General features: G+C 58.7%; 18 protein-coding genes. 13 read left to right on the top strand and 5 right to left on the bottom strand.

Annotated features, from left to right (window positions below; all coding sequences use genetic code 11):
- Positions 1-39: 39 nt before the first annotated feature.
- From AOP6_RS13535 to AOP6_RS13520, 4 genes are all read right to left on the bottom strand, one after another.
- Positions 40-1,359 (bottom strand): permease, encoded by a 1,320-nt coding sequence (locus AOP6_RS13535; protein ID WP_155877273.1) that lies wholly within the window; start codon positions 1,357-1,359, stop codon positions 40-42.
- 54 nt (positions 1,360-1,413) lie between these two features.
- Positions 1,414-2,472: an ACR3 family arsenite efflux transporter gene (gene arsB / locus AOP6_RS13530; protein ID WP_155877272.1), complete on the bottom strand. Its 1,059-nt coding sequence runs from the start codon at positions 2,470-2,472 to the stop codon at positions 1,414-1,416.
- A gap of 132 nt (positions 2,473-2,604) precedes the next feature.
- Entirely contained in the window at positions 2,605-3,024 is a 420-nt protein-coding gene (locus AOP6_RS13525; RefSeq protein WP_155877271.1) for an arsenate reductase ArsC, read from the bottom strand.
- 78 nt (positions 3,025-3,102) lie between these two features.
- Positions 3,103-3,432, bottom strand: a complete 330-nt coding sequence (locus tag AOP6_RS13520; RefSeq protein ID WP_155877270.1) for a metalloregulator ArsR/SmtB family transcription factor — start codon at positions 3,430-3,432, stop codon at positions 3,103-3,105.
- Between the two features lie 229 nt (positions 3,433-3,661).
- On the opposite strand from AOP6_RS13520, the gene AOP6_RS13515 reads away from it, so the two are divergent.
- From AOP6_RS13515 to AOP6_RS13490, 6 genes are all read left to right on the top strand, one after another.
- Entirely contained in the window at positions 3,662-4,462 is an 801-nt protein-coding gene (locus tag AOP6_RS13515; RefSeq protein ID WP_155877269.1) for an NAD(+)--dinitrogen-reductase ADP-D-ribosyltransferase, read from the top strand.
- 12 nt (positions 4,463-4,474) lie between these two features.
- The gene (gene draG / locus AOP6_RS13510; protein WP_155877268.1) at positions 4,475-5,389 is read left to right on the top strand and encodes an ADP-ribosyl-[dinitrogen reductase] hydrolase; all 915 of its coding nucleotides are present in this window, start codon (positions 4,475-4,477) and stop codon (positions 5,387-5,389) included.
- 127 nt (positions 5,390-5,516) lie between these two features.
- Complete coding sequence (locus AOP6_RS13505) at positions 5,517-5,759, top strand: hypothetical protein (RefSeq protein ID WP_155877267.1); 243 nt, start codon at positions 5,517-5,519, stop codon at positions 5,757-5,759.
- Between the two features lie 18 nt (positions 5,760-5,777).
- Positions 5,778-6,071: a hypothetical protein gene (locus AOP6_RS13500; protein WP_155877266.1), complete on the top strand. Its 294-nt coding sequence runs from the start codon at positions 5,778-5,780 to the stop codon at positions 6,069-6,071.
- A 5-nt stretch (positions 6,072-6,076) separates the two neighbouring features.
- Complete coding sequence (locus AOP6_RS13495) at positions 6,077-6,511, top strand: ADP-ribose-binding protein (protein ID WP_155877265.1); 435 nt, start codon at positions 6,077-6,079, stop codon at positions 6,509-6,511.
- A complete protein-coding gene (locus tag AOP6_RS13490) occupies positions 6,508-6,939 on the top strand; it encodes a peptidylprolyl isomerase (protein ID WP_225897302.1) in 432 nt (143 codons plus the stop codon). Before AOP6_RS13495 ends, AOP6_RS13490 begins: the two co-directional genes overlap by 4 nt.
- 36 nt (positions 6,940-6,975) lie before the next feature.
- Here AOP6_RS13490 and AOP6_RS13485 read toward each other — a convergent pair whose 3' ends face one another.
- Positions 6,976-8,190, bottom strand: a complete 1,215-nt coding sequence (locus AOP6_RS13485) for an ammonium transporter (protein ID WP_155877263.1) — start codon at positions 8,188-8,190, stop codon at positions 6,976-6,978.
- Positions 8,191-8,800: 610 nt separating this feature from the next.
- On the opposite strand from AOP6_RS13485, the gene nifH reads away from it, so the two are divergent.
- From nifH to AOP6_RS13450, 7 genes are all read left to right on the top strand, one after another.
- A complete protein-coding gene (nifH, locus tag AOP6_RS13480) occupies positions 8,801-9,679 on the top strand; it encodes a nitrogenase iron protein (RefSeq protein WP_155877262.1) in 879 nt (292 codons plus the stop codon).
- Positions 9,680-9,767: 88 nt separating this feature from the next.
- Complete coding sequence (gene nifD / locus AOP6_RS13475) at positions 9,768-11,210, top strand: nitrogenase molybdenum-iron protein alpha chain (protein ID WP_155877261.1); 1,443 nt, start codon at positions 9,768-9,770, stop codon at positions 11,208-11,210.
- A 108-nt stretch (positions 11,211-11,318) separates the two neighbouring features.
- Positions 11,319-12,782, top strand: a complete 1,464-nt coding sequence (gene nifK / locus AOP6_RS13470) for a nitrogenase molybdenum-iron protein subunit beta (protein WP_155877260.1) — start codon at positions 11,319-11,321, stop codon at positions 12,780-12,782.
- Positions 12,783-12,853: 71 nt separating this feature from the next.
- Positions 12,854-13,291 (top strand): nitrogen fixation protein NifX, encoded by a 438-nt coding sequence (gene nifX, locus AOP6_RS13465; protein WP_275950983.1) that lies wholly within the window; start codon positions 12,854-12,856, stop codon positions 13,289-13,291.
- A gap of 49 nt (positions 13,292-13,340) precedes the next feature.
- Positions 13,341-13,610: a ferredoxin III, nif-specific gene (gene fdxB / locus AOP6_RS13460; RefSeq protein ID WP_155877259.1), complete on the top strand. Its 270-nt coding sequence runs from the start codon at positions 13,341-13,343 to the stop codon at positions 13,608-13,610.
- A gap of 81 nt (positions 13,611-13,691) precedes the next feature.
- Positions 13,692-14,063: a NifB/NifX family molybdenum-iron cluster-binding protein gene (locus AOP6_RS13455; RefSeq protein ID WP_155877258.1), complete on the top strand. Its 372-nt coding sequence runs from the start codon at positions 13,692-13,694 to the stop codon at positions 14,061-14,063.
- Positions 14,064-14,373: 310 nt separating this feature from the next.
- A complete protein-coding gene (locus tag AOP6_RS13450) occupies positions 14,374-15,249 on the top strand; it encodes a radical SAM protein (RefSeq protein ID WP_155877257.1) in 876 nt (291 codons plus the stop codon).
- Positions 15,250-15,256 lie beyond the last annotated feature (7 nt).

The raw sequence follows: 15,256 nt of genomic DNA, 5'->3' as shown, positions 1-15,256 counted from the left end.
CTTTTTTAAGTAGGTGAAGAATGCGCGGTGCACGTCGAATTAAAAGATGGCACCGTAAAGCAGGCCAGAAATGGTGGCCATGATAATGACCAGGCCGACGAAGACCACCGTCTTTTTCGTGCCCATGACGCTGCGGATAACGAGCATGTTCGGCAGCGAAAGGGCCGGGCCGGCCAGCAGCAGGGCGAGGGCGGGGCCCTTGCCCATGCCGGCGCCGATCAACCCCTGCAGAATGGGGACTTCCGTCAGGGTGGCGAAATACATGAAGGCGCCGACCACCGAGGCAAATAGGTTCGCCCAGAGAGAATTGCCCCCCACCAGGCCGGCTATCCAGCCGGAAGGGATGAGACCTTCATGGTCGGGGCGACCGAGCAGGGCGCCGGCCACCAGCACGCCCCAGAAGAGCAGGGGCAAAATCTTTTTGGCAAAATCCCAACTGGTGGAGAACCACTCCTGCAGTTCACCCTCTTCATCCTTGCCGTTGGCCGTGAGGACCGAGAGGCCGAGGAAGCCGGCAACAAAGGCGAGGATCGGCTGCTCTGGAAAGGCGAGGGCCAGAAATACCACGGGCAAGGCGGCCACCAGCATTCGCACCAAACCCACTTGAAACCAGGCTACCAATATGGCCGCGAGGGCAAGGCTGAACAGCGAGGTGATGATCCATTTGCCTTCATAAAGGACGTGCCACAGGCCGACGGGGTCGGCCGGCTTCCCCCAGTTGGCGAAGACAAGAATGCCAACCATGCTGGCGAAGTAGAGGCCATTTTGCCAGAGAGGACGCGCCACTTCGGGCTCGGGCATGGCGGCGGCCGCGTCGATCTTGGCCAGTTCTTCCTGGCGGAAAATCAGGTGCATGAGGAGACCGATGACGATGGCGAAAGTCACGGCGCCTACGGCACGGGCCAGACCCATTTCGGGGCCGAGTACAGCCCCGGTCAGCACAATGGCCAGGATATTGATAGCCGGGCCGGAATAGAGAAAGGCACTGGCCGGACCGAGCCCAGCTCCCATGCGGTAGATGCCGGCGAAGAGGGGCAATATGGTGCAGGAGCAGACCGCCAGGATGGTGCCGGAAACGGAGGCGACGCCGTAGGCCAGCGGCTTGCTGGCTTTGGGACCGAGATATTTCATCACCGCCGCCTGGCTGACGAAGACGCCGACGGCACCGGCGATGAAAAAGGCCGGCACTAGGCAGAGAAGGACGTGTTCCTGGGCGTACCATTTGACCAGATGCAGCGATTCCCACAGGGCGTTTTCCACCCGGCGACTGGCCTGCAGCCAGTCCACCGGTAGCCAATAGCAGGCGGCAAAGACGGCGATGATGATGGTCAGCGGTTTCCATTCCTGTTTCCAGTTCATGAGGCATCTCGCAAAGGAAGGTGGTTGTGCGGCCGAAAACTGCCGGCTGGAAAATCAAAAAGTGACTTTGCCGCCAAAATAACGGCGCTGGAACCAGAACGCGACATGAACCAGCCCAATCATCACCGGTACCTCCACCAGGGGCCCGATGACGGCGGCAAAGGCGGCGCCGGAATTGAGACCGAAAACGGCGATGGCCACGGCGATGGCGAGTTCAAAGTTGTTGCTGGCGGCGGTAAAGGCCAGTGTGGTGGTCTTGCTATAGTCGGCGCCGACCTTTTTGCCCATCAGGAAGGAGACCAGGAACATGAGCACGAAATAGATGAGCAAGGGAATGGCGATACGCACCACGTCCAGCGGAATCTGCACGATGAGATCCCCCTTCAGGCTGAACATCACCACGATGGTGAAGAGCAGGGCGATCAGGGTAATGGGGCTGATGCGCGGCACCACCTCGGCATGATAGCGCTCGCGACCCATGATTTTGACCCCGATCAGGCGGGTCAGAGCGCCGGCCAGGAAGGGAATGCCGAGGTAGATGAAGACACTTTCGGCGATTTCCCCGATGGTGATGTCGACGACCACTCCTTCGAGCCCGAAAAAGGGCGGCAGGACGGTGATGAAGAACCAGGCGTAGACACTGAAGAAGAGCACCTGAAAGACGCTGTTGAAGGCAACCAGCCCGGCGGCGTATTCACTGTTGCCGTCGGCCAGTTCGTTCCAGACGATGACCATGGCAATACAGCGGGCCAGCCCGATGAGGATGAGGCCGACCATGTATTCGGGGTAGCCCTGCAGAAAAATGATGGCCAGGATGAACATGAGAATGGGGCCGATCACCCAGTTCTGGAGCAGGGAAAGGCCGAGGATTTTCTTGTTGCGGAAGACATCGGGCATCTCTTCGTAGCGCACCTTGGCAAAGGGCGGGTACATCATCAGAATCAGGCCGGCGGCAATGGGGATATTGGTGGTACCGACGGTGAAGATATTGACGAAATCCTTGACACCGGGTATCAGCCAGCCGGCGCCGACCCCCACCGCCATGGCCACGAAAATCCACAGGGTGAGGTAACGATCCAGAAAAGAGAGTCTTTTGGAGAGGGTCGAAGACATAAAATAAACCTTTGTAGGGGCGCCATTCATGGCGCCCTGGTTTTTGATTGCGCCCTGTGTCGGCCGATGATGACGATGCGTAGGGGGCGCAACAAGCGGGCGTGATGAATCAGGGCGTGATAAATCACGCCCCTACGGTAATTCTTTGGTGAAAAATTTCTGCATGGCCTGGCGGATCTCATCCCGGACCCGGCGATACTCGGGGAGAACTTCCTCTTCGCTGCCGGGGAGCCGGGAAGGATCTTCGAAGCCCATGTGCAGACGCTCGACGCCGCCGAAAAAAAGGGGGCATTTTTCATTGGCGTCGCCGCACAGGGTGATGACGTAATCGAAAAATTCCGCAAAAAATTGATCCAGCGTCTTGGAGGAGTGGCCGGAGAGGTCGATACCGATCTCCGCCATGACCTTGGCGGCCAGCGGATTGACCCGGGTCGCTTCGGTGCCGGCGGAAAAGGCGGTAATGCGGTCACCGAGATCGTGATTGACCAGCCCTTCAGCCATCTGAGAACGACAGGAATTGTGAGTGCAGAGAAAAAGAACTTTTTTCTTCACAGAGATTTCCTTTCGGTGAATTAAGCGCATAAATCTCATCGAGAATCCGCATAAGCGGATACTTTGCTTTAAAAAAAATCAGGAACAGCTCGACTTTTTTTGAACCAGAAAGTCCTGCAATGCTGCCCGATCGGCTTCGCCCTGAGGCGTCATGGCCAGTTTTTCCAACAATCCGAGCAGAAAGCTGTCATCGACTGTCAGTCGGTAGTACATCCATACCCCCTGGCGACGGTCCTCCACCAGGGACGCATTGCGCAGAGTGGCCAGATGGCGGGAAACCGTGGACTGGGGCAGCTCGAGAACAGCCATGAGATCACAGACGCACAGTTCACCAGCGCCCAGCAAGGAAAGAATGCGCAGACGGGTTTCGTCAGAGAGAGCCTTGAATTGTTTGGCTGTCTGTTTCATGGGAAGAATGTATCCGCATAGGCGGATGGAGTCAAGAGCTTTAATCCCCCCATGGCGTGGTCGTGTCTAAAAAGAAGGTTGTCGCATGAACATAAGGCACGCCTTTTGAAAGCATTATAAGCAGACGGTGTAAAAGCGGTCTATTGGGGTTATTAGTAACTCTTTTCACACCACAGTGATTAAAGGTTCAGCACGCACTGGCTGTTTTTTTATCGCATGGGAGCGTTCTGTGGCTTTTTCGTCCGCAGCCATCAATCGATGTAATCTGCCTCCCTGGGTGATCGCCTCCCCGGCCTTCAACAGCCATCCGCAGCGGCTGGAGATTCAGGGAGTGCGCGCGGCGCACCGTCGGCTCTTTGACCAGTTGGCTTGTCTGGAAACCCGTGAAGAGCGCGGTCTGCAGTTTCATGACTACATGGATGTCAGCTTTCAGCTGCATCAGTGGGAGCAACAGGCGACGGAAAGAGGACGTAAAAGCCTGAAAAACAGCTATCTGCGTTTTCTGCGGGGATGGATGTTCGACGCCAACTCCATCGAGGGGGCCGTTCTCAAAGGCTGGGTGGAAAGTCGCATCGGTCTGCCCCCCACCTATCACAAAGGGCCGATCGAGGATATCCATGGCGAGGCCTATTTCCGTTACCTGACCGAACGCATGAAGGGCTCGGCGCGCACCAGTGCTCTGTTACTGCAGCTCGATCTGCTCTATGAGTTCAGTCAATATGAGCTGGAGAGGGAAAAAGGCGGGCTGGGGCACTGCACCCTCTATCGCGGCGTGCAGGATTTTTCAGAGCAGCGCATTCTCAAGCCCTTGGGCAAGAACCGGCATTTGATCCGGTTGAACAACCTGACCTCTTTCACCACCGATTTTGAGCGGGCCTGGGAGTTTGGTACACGGGTCATGCAGGTCGAGGTGCCGACGCCCAAAATCTTTTTCCGGTGTGATCTGCTTCCCAGGGCGCTGCTTAAGGGCGAAGAAGAAGTCCTGGTCATCGGCGGGGACTTTGAGATCAAGATTCTTACCGGCGGCTGAACAGGGGAGCGCATGACGGAACAGAGCAGCCGTGCCATGGAGGCGATCCTGGAGAGGGCCAGAGGAGCTTTTCTGGGGGTGGCCATTGGTGACGCCCTGGGCGCTACCACCGAGTTCATGACCCCGGCGGAGATCACCCACCGATACGGGGTGCACCGTAAGATTATTGGCGGTGGCTGGCTCGGCCTCAAGGCGGGGCAGGTGACGGACGATACGGAGATGTCCCTGTGTATCGCCCGGGCCATCGAAGAAGCAGGGACCTGGGACCTGACGGGAATTGCCGACCAATTCGTCGCCTGGATGCGTGGCAAGCCGGTGGACATCGGCGCCACGGTGCGTAAGGGGATCCGGGATTATATGCTCAACGGCACCATCCAGCGTCCTCAGAATGATTGGGACGCCGGAAACGGGGCGGTGATGAGAATGGCTCCGGTCGCGCTCTACACCCTGGGTGACGAGGATCTGTTTCGGCGCTGCACCCTGGAACAGGCCCATCTGACGCACCACCACCCGCTGTCTGACGCGGCGTGCCTGACTGCCGGAAAGATGGTACAGAAGGCCTTGCTCGGGGCCGACCGCTTTGAGATGCACGGAGAAACCCAGCCGCTCTGCAGCGAGTTCCCCACCTTCCGTTTCAGTACCTACCGAGGACGCGCCAGCGGCTATGTGGTGGAGACGATGCAGACGGTGTTCCACTATCTCTTCACCACCGCCACCTTTGAGGACTGCCTGATCGGCGTGGTCAATCAGGGAGGGGATGCCGACACCACGGGAGCTATCGCGGGCATGATCGCCGGAGCCTTCTACGGGCCCGCCTCGATTCCTGCCAGGTGGCTTAAGCAGCTCGATCGTGCCACCCGTGTGGAGGTGGAAGAGAAGGCCAGAAAACTTACGCTGCTCTCCCCTCTGGCGCAGCGGGGATTTTAGTCCGCACCCCTGGTGGCCTCGATAAATCGTCCGGTCAAGGCGAACGAAGATACAGGCAATGGCGCCTGCAGAGACCTTTGTGGTTTCGTGCAGGCTTTTTTTTTAGCAGCTGACAAGGAGATAACCCATGACCGAAACATCCTGTCCGTCTTCCCGGCTGACCGTGGCTCAAGCCGCCCGGGAACTGAACACCACCCCGGTGCGTATCCTGATGATGCTCAAGCAGAACCTGCTTTCCGGAAAGGAAATCGACGGCGTCTGGCAGGTGACGCGCGAAAGCATCGCTGCCTGCCTTGGTGACCCTGACAGTCTCACCCCAAAAATTGTCCCGCATTGCAAGAAATCCGGTTGCTCCGGTTGCGGATCCTGACCACAAGGAGGACCTCTCATGGGCGTTATGATCAAACCCTCGGACCTGAAGTATCGCTATCCCCGTAAAAAAGAAACCCGGGAGCAACCCAAGTTCACCGGCAAACCGGATCCTCGGCCCTTTGACCGCTATGATCTGTACGAAGTACTCCCCATGTTCACGGCGGTAATGGATGCCCTGCAGTCCGATGATGGGCTGGTTCTCGAGCATCTTGAGGATATTCTCAACAACGACATCCCCGACTTTATCTCCACTCGCGAGGAGGTCTACGATGCCCTCTACGAGACCATGCGTCACATTCTCAAGGGGTAGGCGGCATGCAGGAGATCGAAGGGGAACTCTGGGATTATTTCGGCAACGGCGTGATCGCCATCACCACCGGCGGGCTCGTTACCCCCAAAGGGGAGTGCGCCATGCCGAGGGGATGCGCCCGTGAAGCCCGGGATCGCTTCCCGAGCCTTGCGGCAACTCTGGGTTTGTTTATTGGTAACAACGGAAACCGGGTTTTCGAACCGATGGAGGGGTTGGTGAGTTTTCCGGTCGAGAACAGTCCTTACGAGGTTCCCGACCTCCGAATCATCGAGCGCTCGTGCCAGCAGCTCAGGGATTTGGCCGATGGCCGGGGGTGGACGCGTATCGTCGTGCCGCGCCCTGGCTGCGGAGGTGGCGGGTTGTCGTGGAAAGAGGTCAGACCCCTCCTCGCGCGTTATTTCGACGATCGATTCTGGATCATCAGCCGAAAGGAGACATGATGAAAAGAGCCCACAGCGGCGACCGGGTGGCCATCCACTACATCGGCACCCTCGACAACGGCCGCATCTTCGACAGCACCACGGACCGTGAACCCCTGTCCTTCGTTCTGGGTGCCGGCGAGGTCTTTGCCGCTCTGGAAGAGGCGGTGGCAGGGATGGCCGCAGGCGAGGTGAAGAATCTGCTTATCCCCGCAGAAAAAGCCTACGGCCCTCATCGCAAGGAAAATCTGCTGACCTTGAGCGAGAATCAGCTCCCCGCCGGGTCCCATCCCAAGCCCGGGCAGCGGGTGGAACTCACCCTGAAAAACGGGGACCTGCTGCCCATGCGCGTCATCCAGGTGCAGGAAGGCCGCATCACTCTGGATGGCAACCACCCTCTGGCCGGTCTCGATCTGACCTTTGCCCTGAAGGTGGATTCCATTTCCTGAGAGACGAGCTGATGCGGCCCCCTGCCTCCAAAAACGTTATTTGACGTGTTCTTCCGGATAGGCATCGATGCGGTGGATGGAAAGGTCGGCGCCACGGAACTCCTCCTCCTCCTGGAGGCGGATGCCGGATATTTTCTTGAGGGCTCCGTAGACCAAGGTGCCCATGGCGACAGCCCAGAAAATGGCCAGTACACTGCCCGCCACCTGGGACAGGAAACTGACGCCTCCCAGGCCGCCCAGCAAGGGGTAGCCGAAAATGCCGGCGGCAATGCCTCCCCAGGTGCCGATGATGCCGTGCAGCGGCCAGACCCCGAGCACGTCGTCGATCTTGAGTTTTTCCTGTTCCCACTGGAACCCGTAAACAAAAATCAGGGCGCCGATGCCACCGACCACAAAGGCGGCGATCGGATGCAGAATGTCCGATCCGGCACAGATGGCAATCAGGCCGGCCAGAGCGCCATTGTGGGCGAAGCCGGGGTCGTTGCGACCGGCGACCAGGGCGAAGAGGACGCCGCCAACCATGGCCATCAGCGAATTCAGGGCGACCAGCCCCGATATGCCGGTAAGGGATTGGGCGCTCATGACGTTGAAGCCGAACCAGCCGACGGCCAGAATCCAGCTGCCCAGCGCGAGAAAGGGAATGTTGCTGATAGGAATGGCCCGGCTCTGTCCTTTGACAAAGCGTCCCTTGCGGGCGCCAAGGATGATGATAGCGGGCAGGGCCAGCCACCCTCCCATGGAATGAACCACCACGCTGCCGGCAAAATCATGGAAAGGGGCTCCGAGATTCTGCTCGAAAAAAGCCTGAAGACCAGAGCTGTTCTGCCCCCAGATCAGCGACTCGAACAGGGGATAGATCACCGCGGCAAAAACGGCTCCGGCCGCTACCTGCGGCCAGAACTTGGCCCGCTCGGCAATGCCGCCGGAAATGATGGCGGGTATGCAGGCGGCGAAGCAGAGGAGAAAGAAGAATCGTACCAGTTGGTAGCCCTGATCCGCGGCAAGCAAATCCGCGGCCGGGTGGAAGAAATGAATGCCATAGGCGATAGGAAAGCCGACGGCAAAATAGACCACCGTCGATACCGACCAGTCGGTAAGAATCTTGACGAAGGCATTGACCTGGCTTTTCCGCCGGACGGTGCCGACTTCGAGAAAAGCAAATCCGGCGTGCATGGCAAAGACCATGACCGCCCCGAGCATGAGAAAGAGTACGTCCCCGCTATGAACCAGGGATTCGACAGCCATGTCCATTTTAAAACCTCCTTGTTTTTAGGGGCCGGAGCGTCATTGATTCCGGCTGGTTCAGCCATTTCAAGCTTCATGCCGCCGGGCATTGACGTAAAAACGGGGACTTATAGGAGAAGGCAGCGGGGGCGGGGGTGTTTTTTTGGGCAGGATAGCTTGTTTTTTAAGCACGTAGCCCCTGCGACGAGGGCCGCCGCGCAGGACAATTGGCGGTTGCGAGCGGGGGGTGAAAGTTGGACTATGGCTTGCAATAAAGCGGTTCAGAAGGGATCAGCCACCCGAGGTGAGGGACTCCGATGCACATCTGGCATGCCTTCTGCAGAAAGGAAGACAAAACCAAAAACTTTTTCCGAGACACAAAGCGGTGTCTTGAGTAAAGCAGGCAACGGCGCCCGGCGGGATATCCCCTCCGGGCGTTTTATTTTTTCTGCAAGAACTTATAGCGGTCCCATGACGGAGCCGCCGGGCACTGGCGCCCCATCCGGATTTTCCGAATGGGGCTCTGTCATTTTAGCCGCCTGCCGCAAGGCGGATTTGGACACATCAACGGGGATGCCGCCCTGGATCTGTCGCTGACAGGCAGCACCAACAACAACGGAAAAGAGAGGACATCATCATGGAAGAGAAAAAGCTACGTCAGATCGCAATCTACGGCAAAGGCGGCATCGGCAAATCCACCACCACGCAGAACACGGTGGCCGGGCTCGCCTCTCTCGGCAAAAGGGTATTGATCATCGGCTGCGACCCCAAAGCCGACTCGACCCGCCTGATTCTGCACGCCAAGGCCCAGGACACGGTCATGGACAAGGTCCGCGAACTCGGCACCGTGGAGGACCTGGAACTGGAAGATGTCTGCAAGCGCGGTTACGGCGACGTCATGTGCGTCGAGTCGGGCGGCCCCGAGCCGGGCGTCGGCTGTGCCGGTCGCGGCGTCATCACCGCCATCAACTTCCTCGAAGAAGAGGGCGCCTACACCCCCGACCTCGACTACGTCTTCTACGACGTCCTCGGTGACGTGGTCTGCGGCGGCTTCGCCATGCCGATCCGCGAGAACAAGGCCCAGGAGATTTACATCGTCGTCTCCGGCGAAATGATGGCCATGTACGCCGCCAACAACATCTGCAAGGGGATCGTCAAATACGCCTCCTCCGGCAGCGTCCGTCTGGCTGGCCTGATCTGCAACAGCCGCAACACCGACCGCGAGGCCGACCTGATCGAAGCTTTGGCCAGGAAGCTCGGAACCCAGATGATTCATTTCGTGCCGCGTGACAACCAGGTCCAGCGCGCCGAACTGCGCCGCATGACCGTCATCGAGTATTCGCCGGAGCACAAGCAGGCCCAGGAGTATCGCACCCTGGCCCAGAAGATCGTCGAGAACAAGATGTTCGTCGTACCGACCCCTCTGGAGATGGAAGAGCTCGAAGACCTGCTGCTGGAGTTTGGCATCATGGAGGCGGAGGATGAGTCGGTGGTTGGCAAGGCGGAGAACGCTTAATTTCTGTGAGGAGAGAGGAGTGATGTGTAAAGATTTCCCCCCTTACTCCTAACACCTGACCCCTCACCGTTTTTAAAGGAGACACCCTATGGCTGAGAGAAAGCCCATCAAGGGCGTGACAAAGGAAAAAACCGAAAAACTGATCGCGGAGACCCTGGCTGAAATGCCGGCCAAGGCCGCCAAGAAGCGAGCGCCGCACCTCGGCGCCAACGAGCCGAGTGCCTCCCCCTGCGCGGTCAAGTCGAACAAGAAGGTCGTTCCGGGCGTTATGAGCCAGCGCGGCTGCGCCTACGCCGGTGCCAAGGGCGTGGTCTGGGGACCGATCCGCGACATGGTCCACGTCTCCCACGGTCCGATCGGCTGCGGTGTCTACAGCTGGGGAACCCGTCGTAACCTGATGCAGGGCATCCCGGGCGTCACCTCCTTCCCGATGGACTTCACCTCCGACTTCCAGGAGCGTGACATCGTCTATGGCGGCGACAAGAAACTTGAAACCCTGCTACGTGAGGCCGATGAACTCTTTCCGCTCAACAAGGGGATGTCGATCCTCTCCGAGTGCCCGGTCGGCCTGATCGGTGACGACATCAACGCCGTCGCCAAAAAAATGGAAATCGAACTCGACAAGCTGGTGGTCCCCTGTAACTGCGAGGGTTTTCGCGGCGTTTCCCAGTCGCTTGGACACCATATCTCCAACGACTCGATCCGTGACCACATCATCGGCAAGTATCAGTACCGGGAGGAGCCCGGGCCCTACGACGTAGCCCTGATCGGCGACTACAACATCGGCGGCGACGTCTGGGCGGCCAAGCCGATCCTTGAAGAGATCGGTCTCAACGTCAAGTCGGTCTGGACCGGCGATGGCGAGGTCGAGAAGATCGGCGCCACTCACGCGGTGAAGCTCAACCTGATCCACTGCTATCGTTCGATGAACTATATGTGCAAGGTCATGGAAGAGAAGTGGGGTATCCCCTGGCTCGAGTACAACTTCTTCGGCCCCACCAAGATCGAGGAGAGCCTGCGTGCCATCGCCGAGCGCTTCGACGACAAGATCAAGAAGAACGTCGAAAAAGTGATCAAGAAGTACCGCAAGGAGATGGACGAGGTGATCGCCGAGTACAAGCCGCGCCTCGACGGCAAGACCGCCATGCTGTTCGTCGGCGGCCTGCGCCCGCGACACACCATCGGCGCTTACGAGGACCTCGGCATCCAGATCACCGGCGCGGGGTACGAGTTCGCCCACCAGGACGACTACGATCGCACCGCTCCGGAGATGGCCAAGGGAACCCTGATCTACGACGACGTCTCCGAGTTCGAGCTGGAAAAGTTCGTCGAAGAGTTCAAGCCCGACCTGGTCGGCAGCGGTATCAAGGAGAAGTACGTGTTCCAGAAAGCGGGCATCCCCTTCCGGCAGATGCACAGCTGGGACTACTCCGGCCCGTATCACGGCTACGAAGGGTTCAAGATCTTCGCCCGTGATATCGACATGGCGATCAACAGCCCGACCTGGGGATTGGTCAAAAGCCCGTTTTAAACCGTGACGCGATGTAGGGGCGTGATTTATCACGCCCGGTTTCGAAAACAAAAAGGGCGCAATGAATTGCGCCCCTACAGTCACCCCGTTATACAGGAGATTTACGCCATGAGCGCAGAAACAGCCATCAAATTTGTGACCGAGACCCCAGAGTCAGAGATCGACCGGGTCAAGGAATGGATCAATTCGGAAGAGTATAAAGAGAAGAACTTTGCCCGCACCGCCCTGGTGGTCAACCCGGCCCATGCCTGCCAGCCACTCGGCGCACAGATGGTGGCGACCGGCTTCGAGGGCGCCCTGCCGTTCGTGCACGGCTCCCAGGGCTGTGCCTCCTATTTCCGCAGCACTTTTTCCCGCCACTACCGCGAACCGGCGGCGGCGACCTGTGACGCCATGACCGAGGACGGCGCCGTGTTCGGCGGCCAGAACAACCTGTTCGAGGGTCTGGCGAACGCCTACGCCCTCTACAAGCCGAAGATGATCCCCGTCTATACCACCTGTATGCCGGAGGTCATCGGCGACGACCTGACCGCCTTTATCAAGAACGCCAAGCTGCAGGGGCACCTGCCGGAAGAGGTGCCGACCCCCTACGCCAACACCCCGAGCTTCAATGGCACCCACATCCACGGTTACGACGCGATGCTGCTGAGTATTCTGCAGACCCTCACCGAGGGGAAGAGCGTCGAGGGCAAATGTACCGGCAAACTCAACATCATCCCCGGTTTCGACGGCAACGTCGGTAACCTGCGTGAGTACAAGCGGATTTGCGAGCTGATGGGTATCCCCTACACCATGCTCGCTGACGTCTCCGATGTCTTCGATTCGGGCTGCGACGGCGAGTACAAGCTCTACCCTGGCGGCACCAAGCTTGAAGATGCCGCCGAGTCGATCAACGGCAAGGCGACCATCTCCTTCCAGAAGTACGCGACGGTCAATACCATGAAATGGATTGAATCCGAGTACACTGGCGAGAAGGCGGTGCTGCCGATGCCCTTCGGCATCAAAAAGACCGACGAGCTGTTGCTCAAGCTGAGCGCCCTGTTTGACAAGCCGATTCCGGAGGTGCTCAAAAAGGAACGCGCCCTGGCGGTCGACGCCATGACCGACGCCCACCAGTACCTGCACGGCCGAAAGTTCGCCGTGGCTGGTGACCCCGACTATCTGATCGGCATTGTCAGCTTCCTGCTCGAGATGGGCGCCCGTCCCTGGCATGTGCTCTGCTCACGGGCAACCAAAAAGTTCCAGAAGGAGATGGACGCGCTGCTCGCCTCGTCACCGTTCGGCGAAGGATGTACCTGCTACATCAACAAGGATCTCTGGCACATGCGTTCTCTGCTGGTCACCGATCCGGTCGACGGCATCATCGGCGACACCCACGCCAAGTGGGCGGCACGTGACGCCGGGATTCCCCTGTTCCGTATCGGCTTCCCCATCATCGACCGCGTCAACCTGCACCGCACCCCGGTGATCGGCTACAACGGCGCGATCAGCATGCTGACGATGATCGCCAATAAATTCCTTGAGATCAAAGACGAGACCTGCGAGGACCAGTGGTTCGAGATGATGCGGTAGCCAAAATGGTAAGGGGCGCCATTCCTTGCGCCCAAGGCGTGATGGAATCACGCTCCTATGGGAGAACCCCCATGATTCGCACCAGCAGATTCGTCATCGTCGGTCGACCGGGCCGGGAGGGATTGACCATGAAAGTAGCATTTGCCAGTACCGACAAGGTTTACGTAAACGAACACTTTGGTCGCGCCGAGCAGTTCACCATCTGGGAAGTCGGTCCTGATGCGGCTGAGTTCAGTGGGGTGGTGCAGGTCAAGACCGAAGGCGCTGATGAAGCCGACCGCATCGAAGCGCGCTGCTCAGGACTTTCGGACTGTGCGCTGGTCTATGTGGCGGAGATCGGCGGGCCCGCTGCGGCTCGGCTCGTTGCCAAAAAAATTCATCCGATCAAAAGCAAAGACCAGGAGGCCATCACCACGGTCGTGGAAAAACTGCAGGAGGTTCTGCGCGGCAGCCCGCCACCCTGGCTCCAGAAGGCTATGCTCAAGGGCGAACGTCCCGGGTTAGCTTGAGACCGGATCCATTCAGAAAAACACCATTCCCCAATAAAGGAGATTCACCATGGCATTGCTGACCGGTAAAACCCGGGGGGGCAAGGACTGGACGCCAACCTTCGCCGAAACGATCGACCCCGAAAAATGCATCGGCTGTGGCCGTTGCTTCAAGGCCTGCTCCCGCAAGGTGCTGGGTCCTGAGGACTTTGTTGACGAAGAGACGGACTCTACCCGTATGGTCATGACCATTGTCAATTCCGACAATTGTATCGGTTGTGCCGGTTGCGGCGTCACCTGCCCCAAAAAGTGTTTCACTTTTACGACCATGGAAGTTTAGGAAACGCTGCACGGGGGTTTTCCCGGGTCTTCCGGACAAGGTGCCGGAAGACCTCACTCCGGTAGAACTCAGGAGGTTGAAATGCGTATTGCGGTAGCATCCAAAAGCGGAACCGAAGTCGACCAACACTTCGGTCACGCGGAAAAATTTCACATTTATGAAATCGGGGAATCCTGTGCTTCACCTGCCAAGATCTCCGAGGTGCCGGTGGTCAAGTTCTGCTCCGCTGACCCTGATCATGTCTTCAGTCACAGCCGCATGGCTGGCATCCTGGCCGCGCTGGATGGCTGCGCCCTGATGGTGACGGCGCAGATCGGCGATTATCCCCGTCAGGAACTGGAAAAGGCCGGTATCCGTCACGTCAGCGCCTCCGGACCGATCGAGGAAGCCATCTGTTCCGCGTTGCATGCCGGCAACCATTGTCATTGTCGTTCATCCGGGTGTTCCAGCTGAGCTCGAAAGGAGCTCTCTTTGTTGCTGCACAAAAAACGATCGCGTTTTGTCATTGTTGCCTCTGGTATGGGCAGGAAAAGCCGAAAGGGGACTCCCCATCCCCTGTTTTAGACACCCCACAGCTTGGCATGCAATTCGCAATTCTATGGATTAAATCAATTTACAGGTACAAGGACGTACCGGATTTTCTCTCTCGGCAATGAAGCCTCGGGGTATCAACCTCGGGGCTTTTTTATGCTGTGGAATCAGCAAGGGCGCTTACCAACAACAGGGAGCGCTCTTTTTGCGTCCCCAGCCAAGGAGACCCGTTATGGCCAAGCAGTGCCCGATGATGAAAGCCAAAGTTCAGTCCGACCACCCCTGCTTCGGCGGCGACCACAGCAAGGCCGGCCGTATTCACCTCCCCGTCGCTCCCGGCTGCAATATCAAGTGTGGATTCTGCGAGCGCAAGTTCGACTGCGCCAATGAAAGCCGCCCCGGTGTCACCAGCAGGGTGCTCACCCCGGCGCAGGGCGTTGAGAGGGTACGCCTGGTCAAGGCCCACATGGAGAAAGCCGGAGGGGCTCAGCTCAAGGTAGTCGGCATCGCCGGCCCTGGCGATCCGCTGGCAAATCCCAAGACCTTTGAAACGTTCACGCTGGTACGGGAAGCCTTCCCCGAAATGACTCTGTGCCTGTCAACCAACGGCCTGCGCCTGCCCGAGATGCTGGACAAGCTCCTGGAGGCGGACATCCACAGTCTGACCGTCACCATCAATGCCTTGACCCCTGAAACCGGCGCCAAGATCACCGAATGGATCAGGCTTGACGGTCAGCGTCTCAGCGGCGAAGAGGCCGCGCAAATTCTTCTCAGGCAGCAGCTCAAGGGGGTGGAGATGGCGGCCAGGGCCGGGCTGATGGTCAAGATCAACCATGTGTACATCCCGGGTGTCAATGACCACGAAACCCTGGAGCTGGCCGTCAAGGTGAGGGAGCTTGGGGCGAGCATGATGAATATTATACCCGTGATCCCCATCGGGCTCTTCCAGGATATCGAGCCCCCTTCGGAAGCGGTTATGGAGATGGTCCGCAACCAGGCCGAGCTGATCCTCTCCCAGGCTCGCCACTGCAAGCAGTGCCGCGCCGATGCCGCCGGGGTGGTGGGACGGGACATCGATCTGGAAGCCCTGCACGCCCAGGCCGTTTGAAGGAGGT

It is taken from the genome of Desulfuromonas sp. AOP6 (genome assembly GCF_009731355.2).
GTDB lineage: Bacteria > Desulfobacterota > Desulfuromonadia > Desulfuromonadales > SZUA-540 > SZUA-540.
Note: the sequence above shows the minus strand (reverse complement) of the source record. Positions and strands in the feature narration are given on the sequence as shown.

What these genes read in the sequence shown, in the direction of transcription:
- AOP6_RS13535 (WP_155877273.1), bottom strand. Translation starts at nt 1,359, where the DNA reads ATGAACTGGAAACAGGAATGGAAACCGCTGACCATCATCATCGCCGTC.
- arsB (WP_155877272.1), bottom strand. Translation starts at nt 2,472, where the DNA reads ATGTCTTCGACCCTCTCCAAAAGACTCTCTTTTCTGGATCGTTACCTC.
- AOP6_RS13520 (WP_155877270.1), bottom strand. Translation starts at nt 3,432, where the DNA reads ATGAAACAGACAGCCAAACAATTCAAGGCTCTCTCTGACGAAACCCGT.
- draG (WP_155877268.1), top strand. Translation starts at nt 4,475, where the DNA reads ATGACGGAACAGAGCAGCCGTGCCATGGAGGCGATCCTGGAGAGGGCC.
- AOP6_RS13505 (WP_155877267.1), top strand. Translation starts at nt 5,517, where the DNA reads ATGACCGAAACATCCTGTCCGTCTTCCCGGCTGACCGTGGCTCAAGCC.
- AOP6_RS13500 (WP_155877266.1), top strand. Translation starts at nt 5,778, where the DNA reads ATGGGCGTTATGATCAAACCCTCGGACCTGAAGTATCGCTATCCCCGT.
- AOP6_RS13495 (WP_155877265.1), top strand. Translation starts at nt 6,077, where the DNA reads ATGCAGGAGATCGAAGGGGAACTCTGGGATTATTTCGGCAACGGCGTG.
- AOP6_RS13490 (WP_225897302.1), top strand. Translation starts at nt 6,508, where the DNA reads ATGATGAAAAGAGCCCACAGCGGCGACCGGGTGGCCATCCACTACATC.
- AOP6_RS13485 (WP_155877263.1), bottom strand. Translation starts at nt 8,190, where the DNA reads ATGGACATGGCTGTCGAATCCCTGGTTCATAGCGGGGACGTACTCTTT.
- nifH (WP_155877262.1), top strand. Translation starts at nt 8,801, where the DNA reads ATGGAAGAGAAAAAGCTACGTCAGATCGCAATCTACGGCAAAGGCGGC.
- nifD (WP_155877261.1), top strand. Translation starts at nt 9,768, where the DNA reads ATGGCTGAGAGAAAGCCCATCAAGGGCGTGACAAAGGAAAAAACCGAA.
- nifK (WP_155877260.1), top strand. Translation starts at nt 11,319, where the DNA reads ATGAGCGCAGAAACAGCCATCAAATTTGTGACCGAGACCCCAGAGTCA.
- nifX (WP_275950983.1), top strand. Translation starts at nt 12,854, where the DNA reads ATGATTCGCACCAGCAGATTCGTCATCGTCGGTCGACCGGGCCGGGAG.
- fdxB (WP_155877259.1), top strand. Translation starts at nt 13,341, where the DNA reads ATGGCATTGCTGACCGGTAAAACCCGGGGGGGCAAGGACTGGACGCCA.
- AOP6_RS13455 (WP_155877258.1), top strand. Translation starts at nt 13,692, where the DNA reads ATGCGTATTGCGGTAGCATCCAAAAGCGGAACCGAAGTCGACCAACAC.
- AOP6_RS13450 (WP_155877257.1), top strand. Translation starts at nt 14,374, where the DNA reads ATGGCCAAGCAGTGCCCGATGATGAAAGCCAAAGTTCAGTCCGACCAC.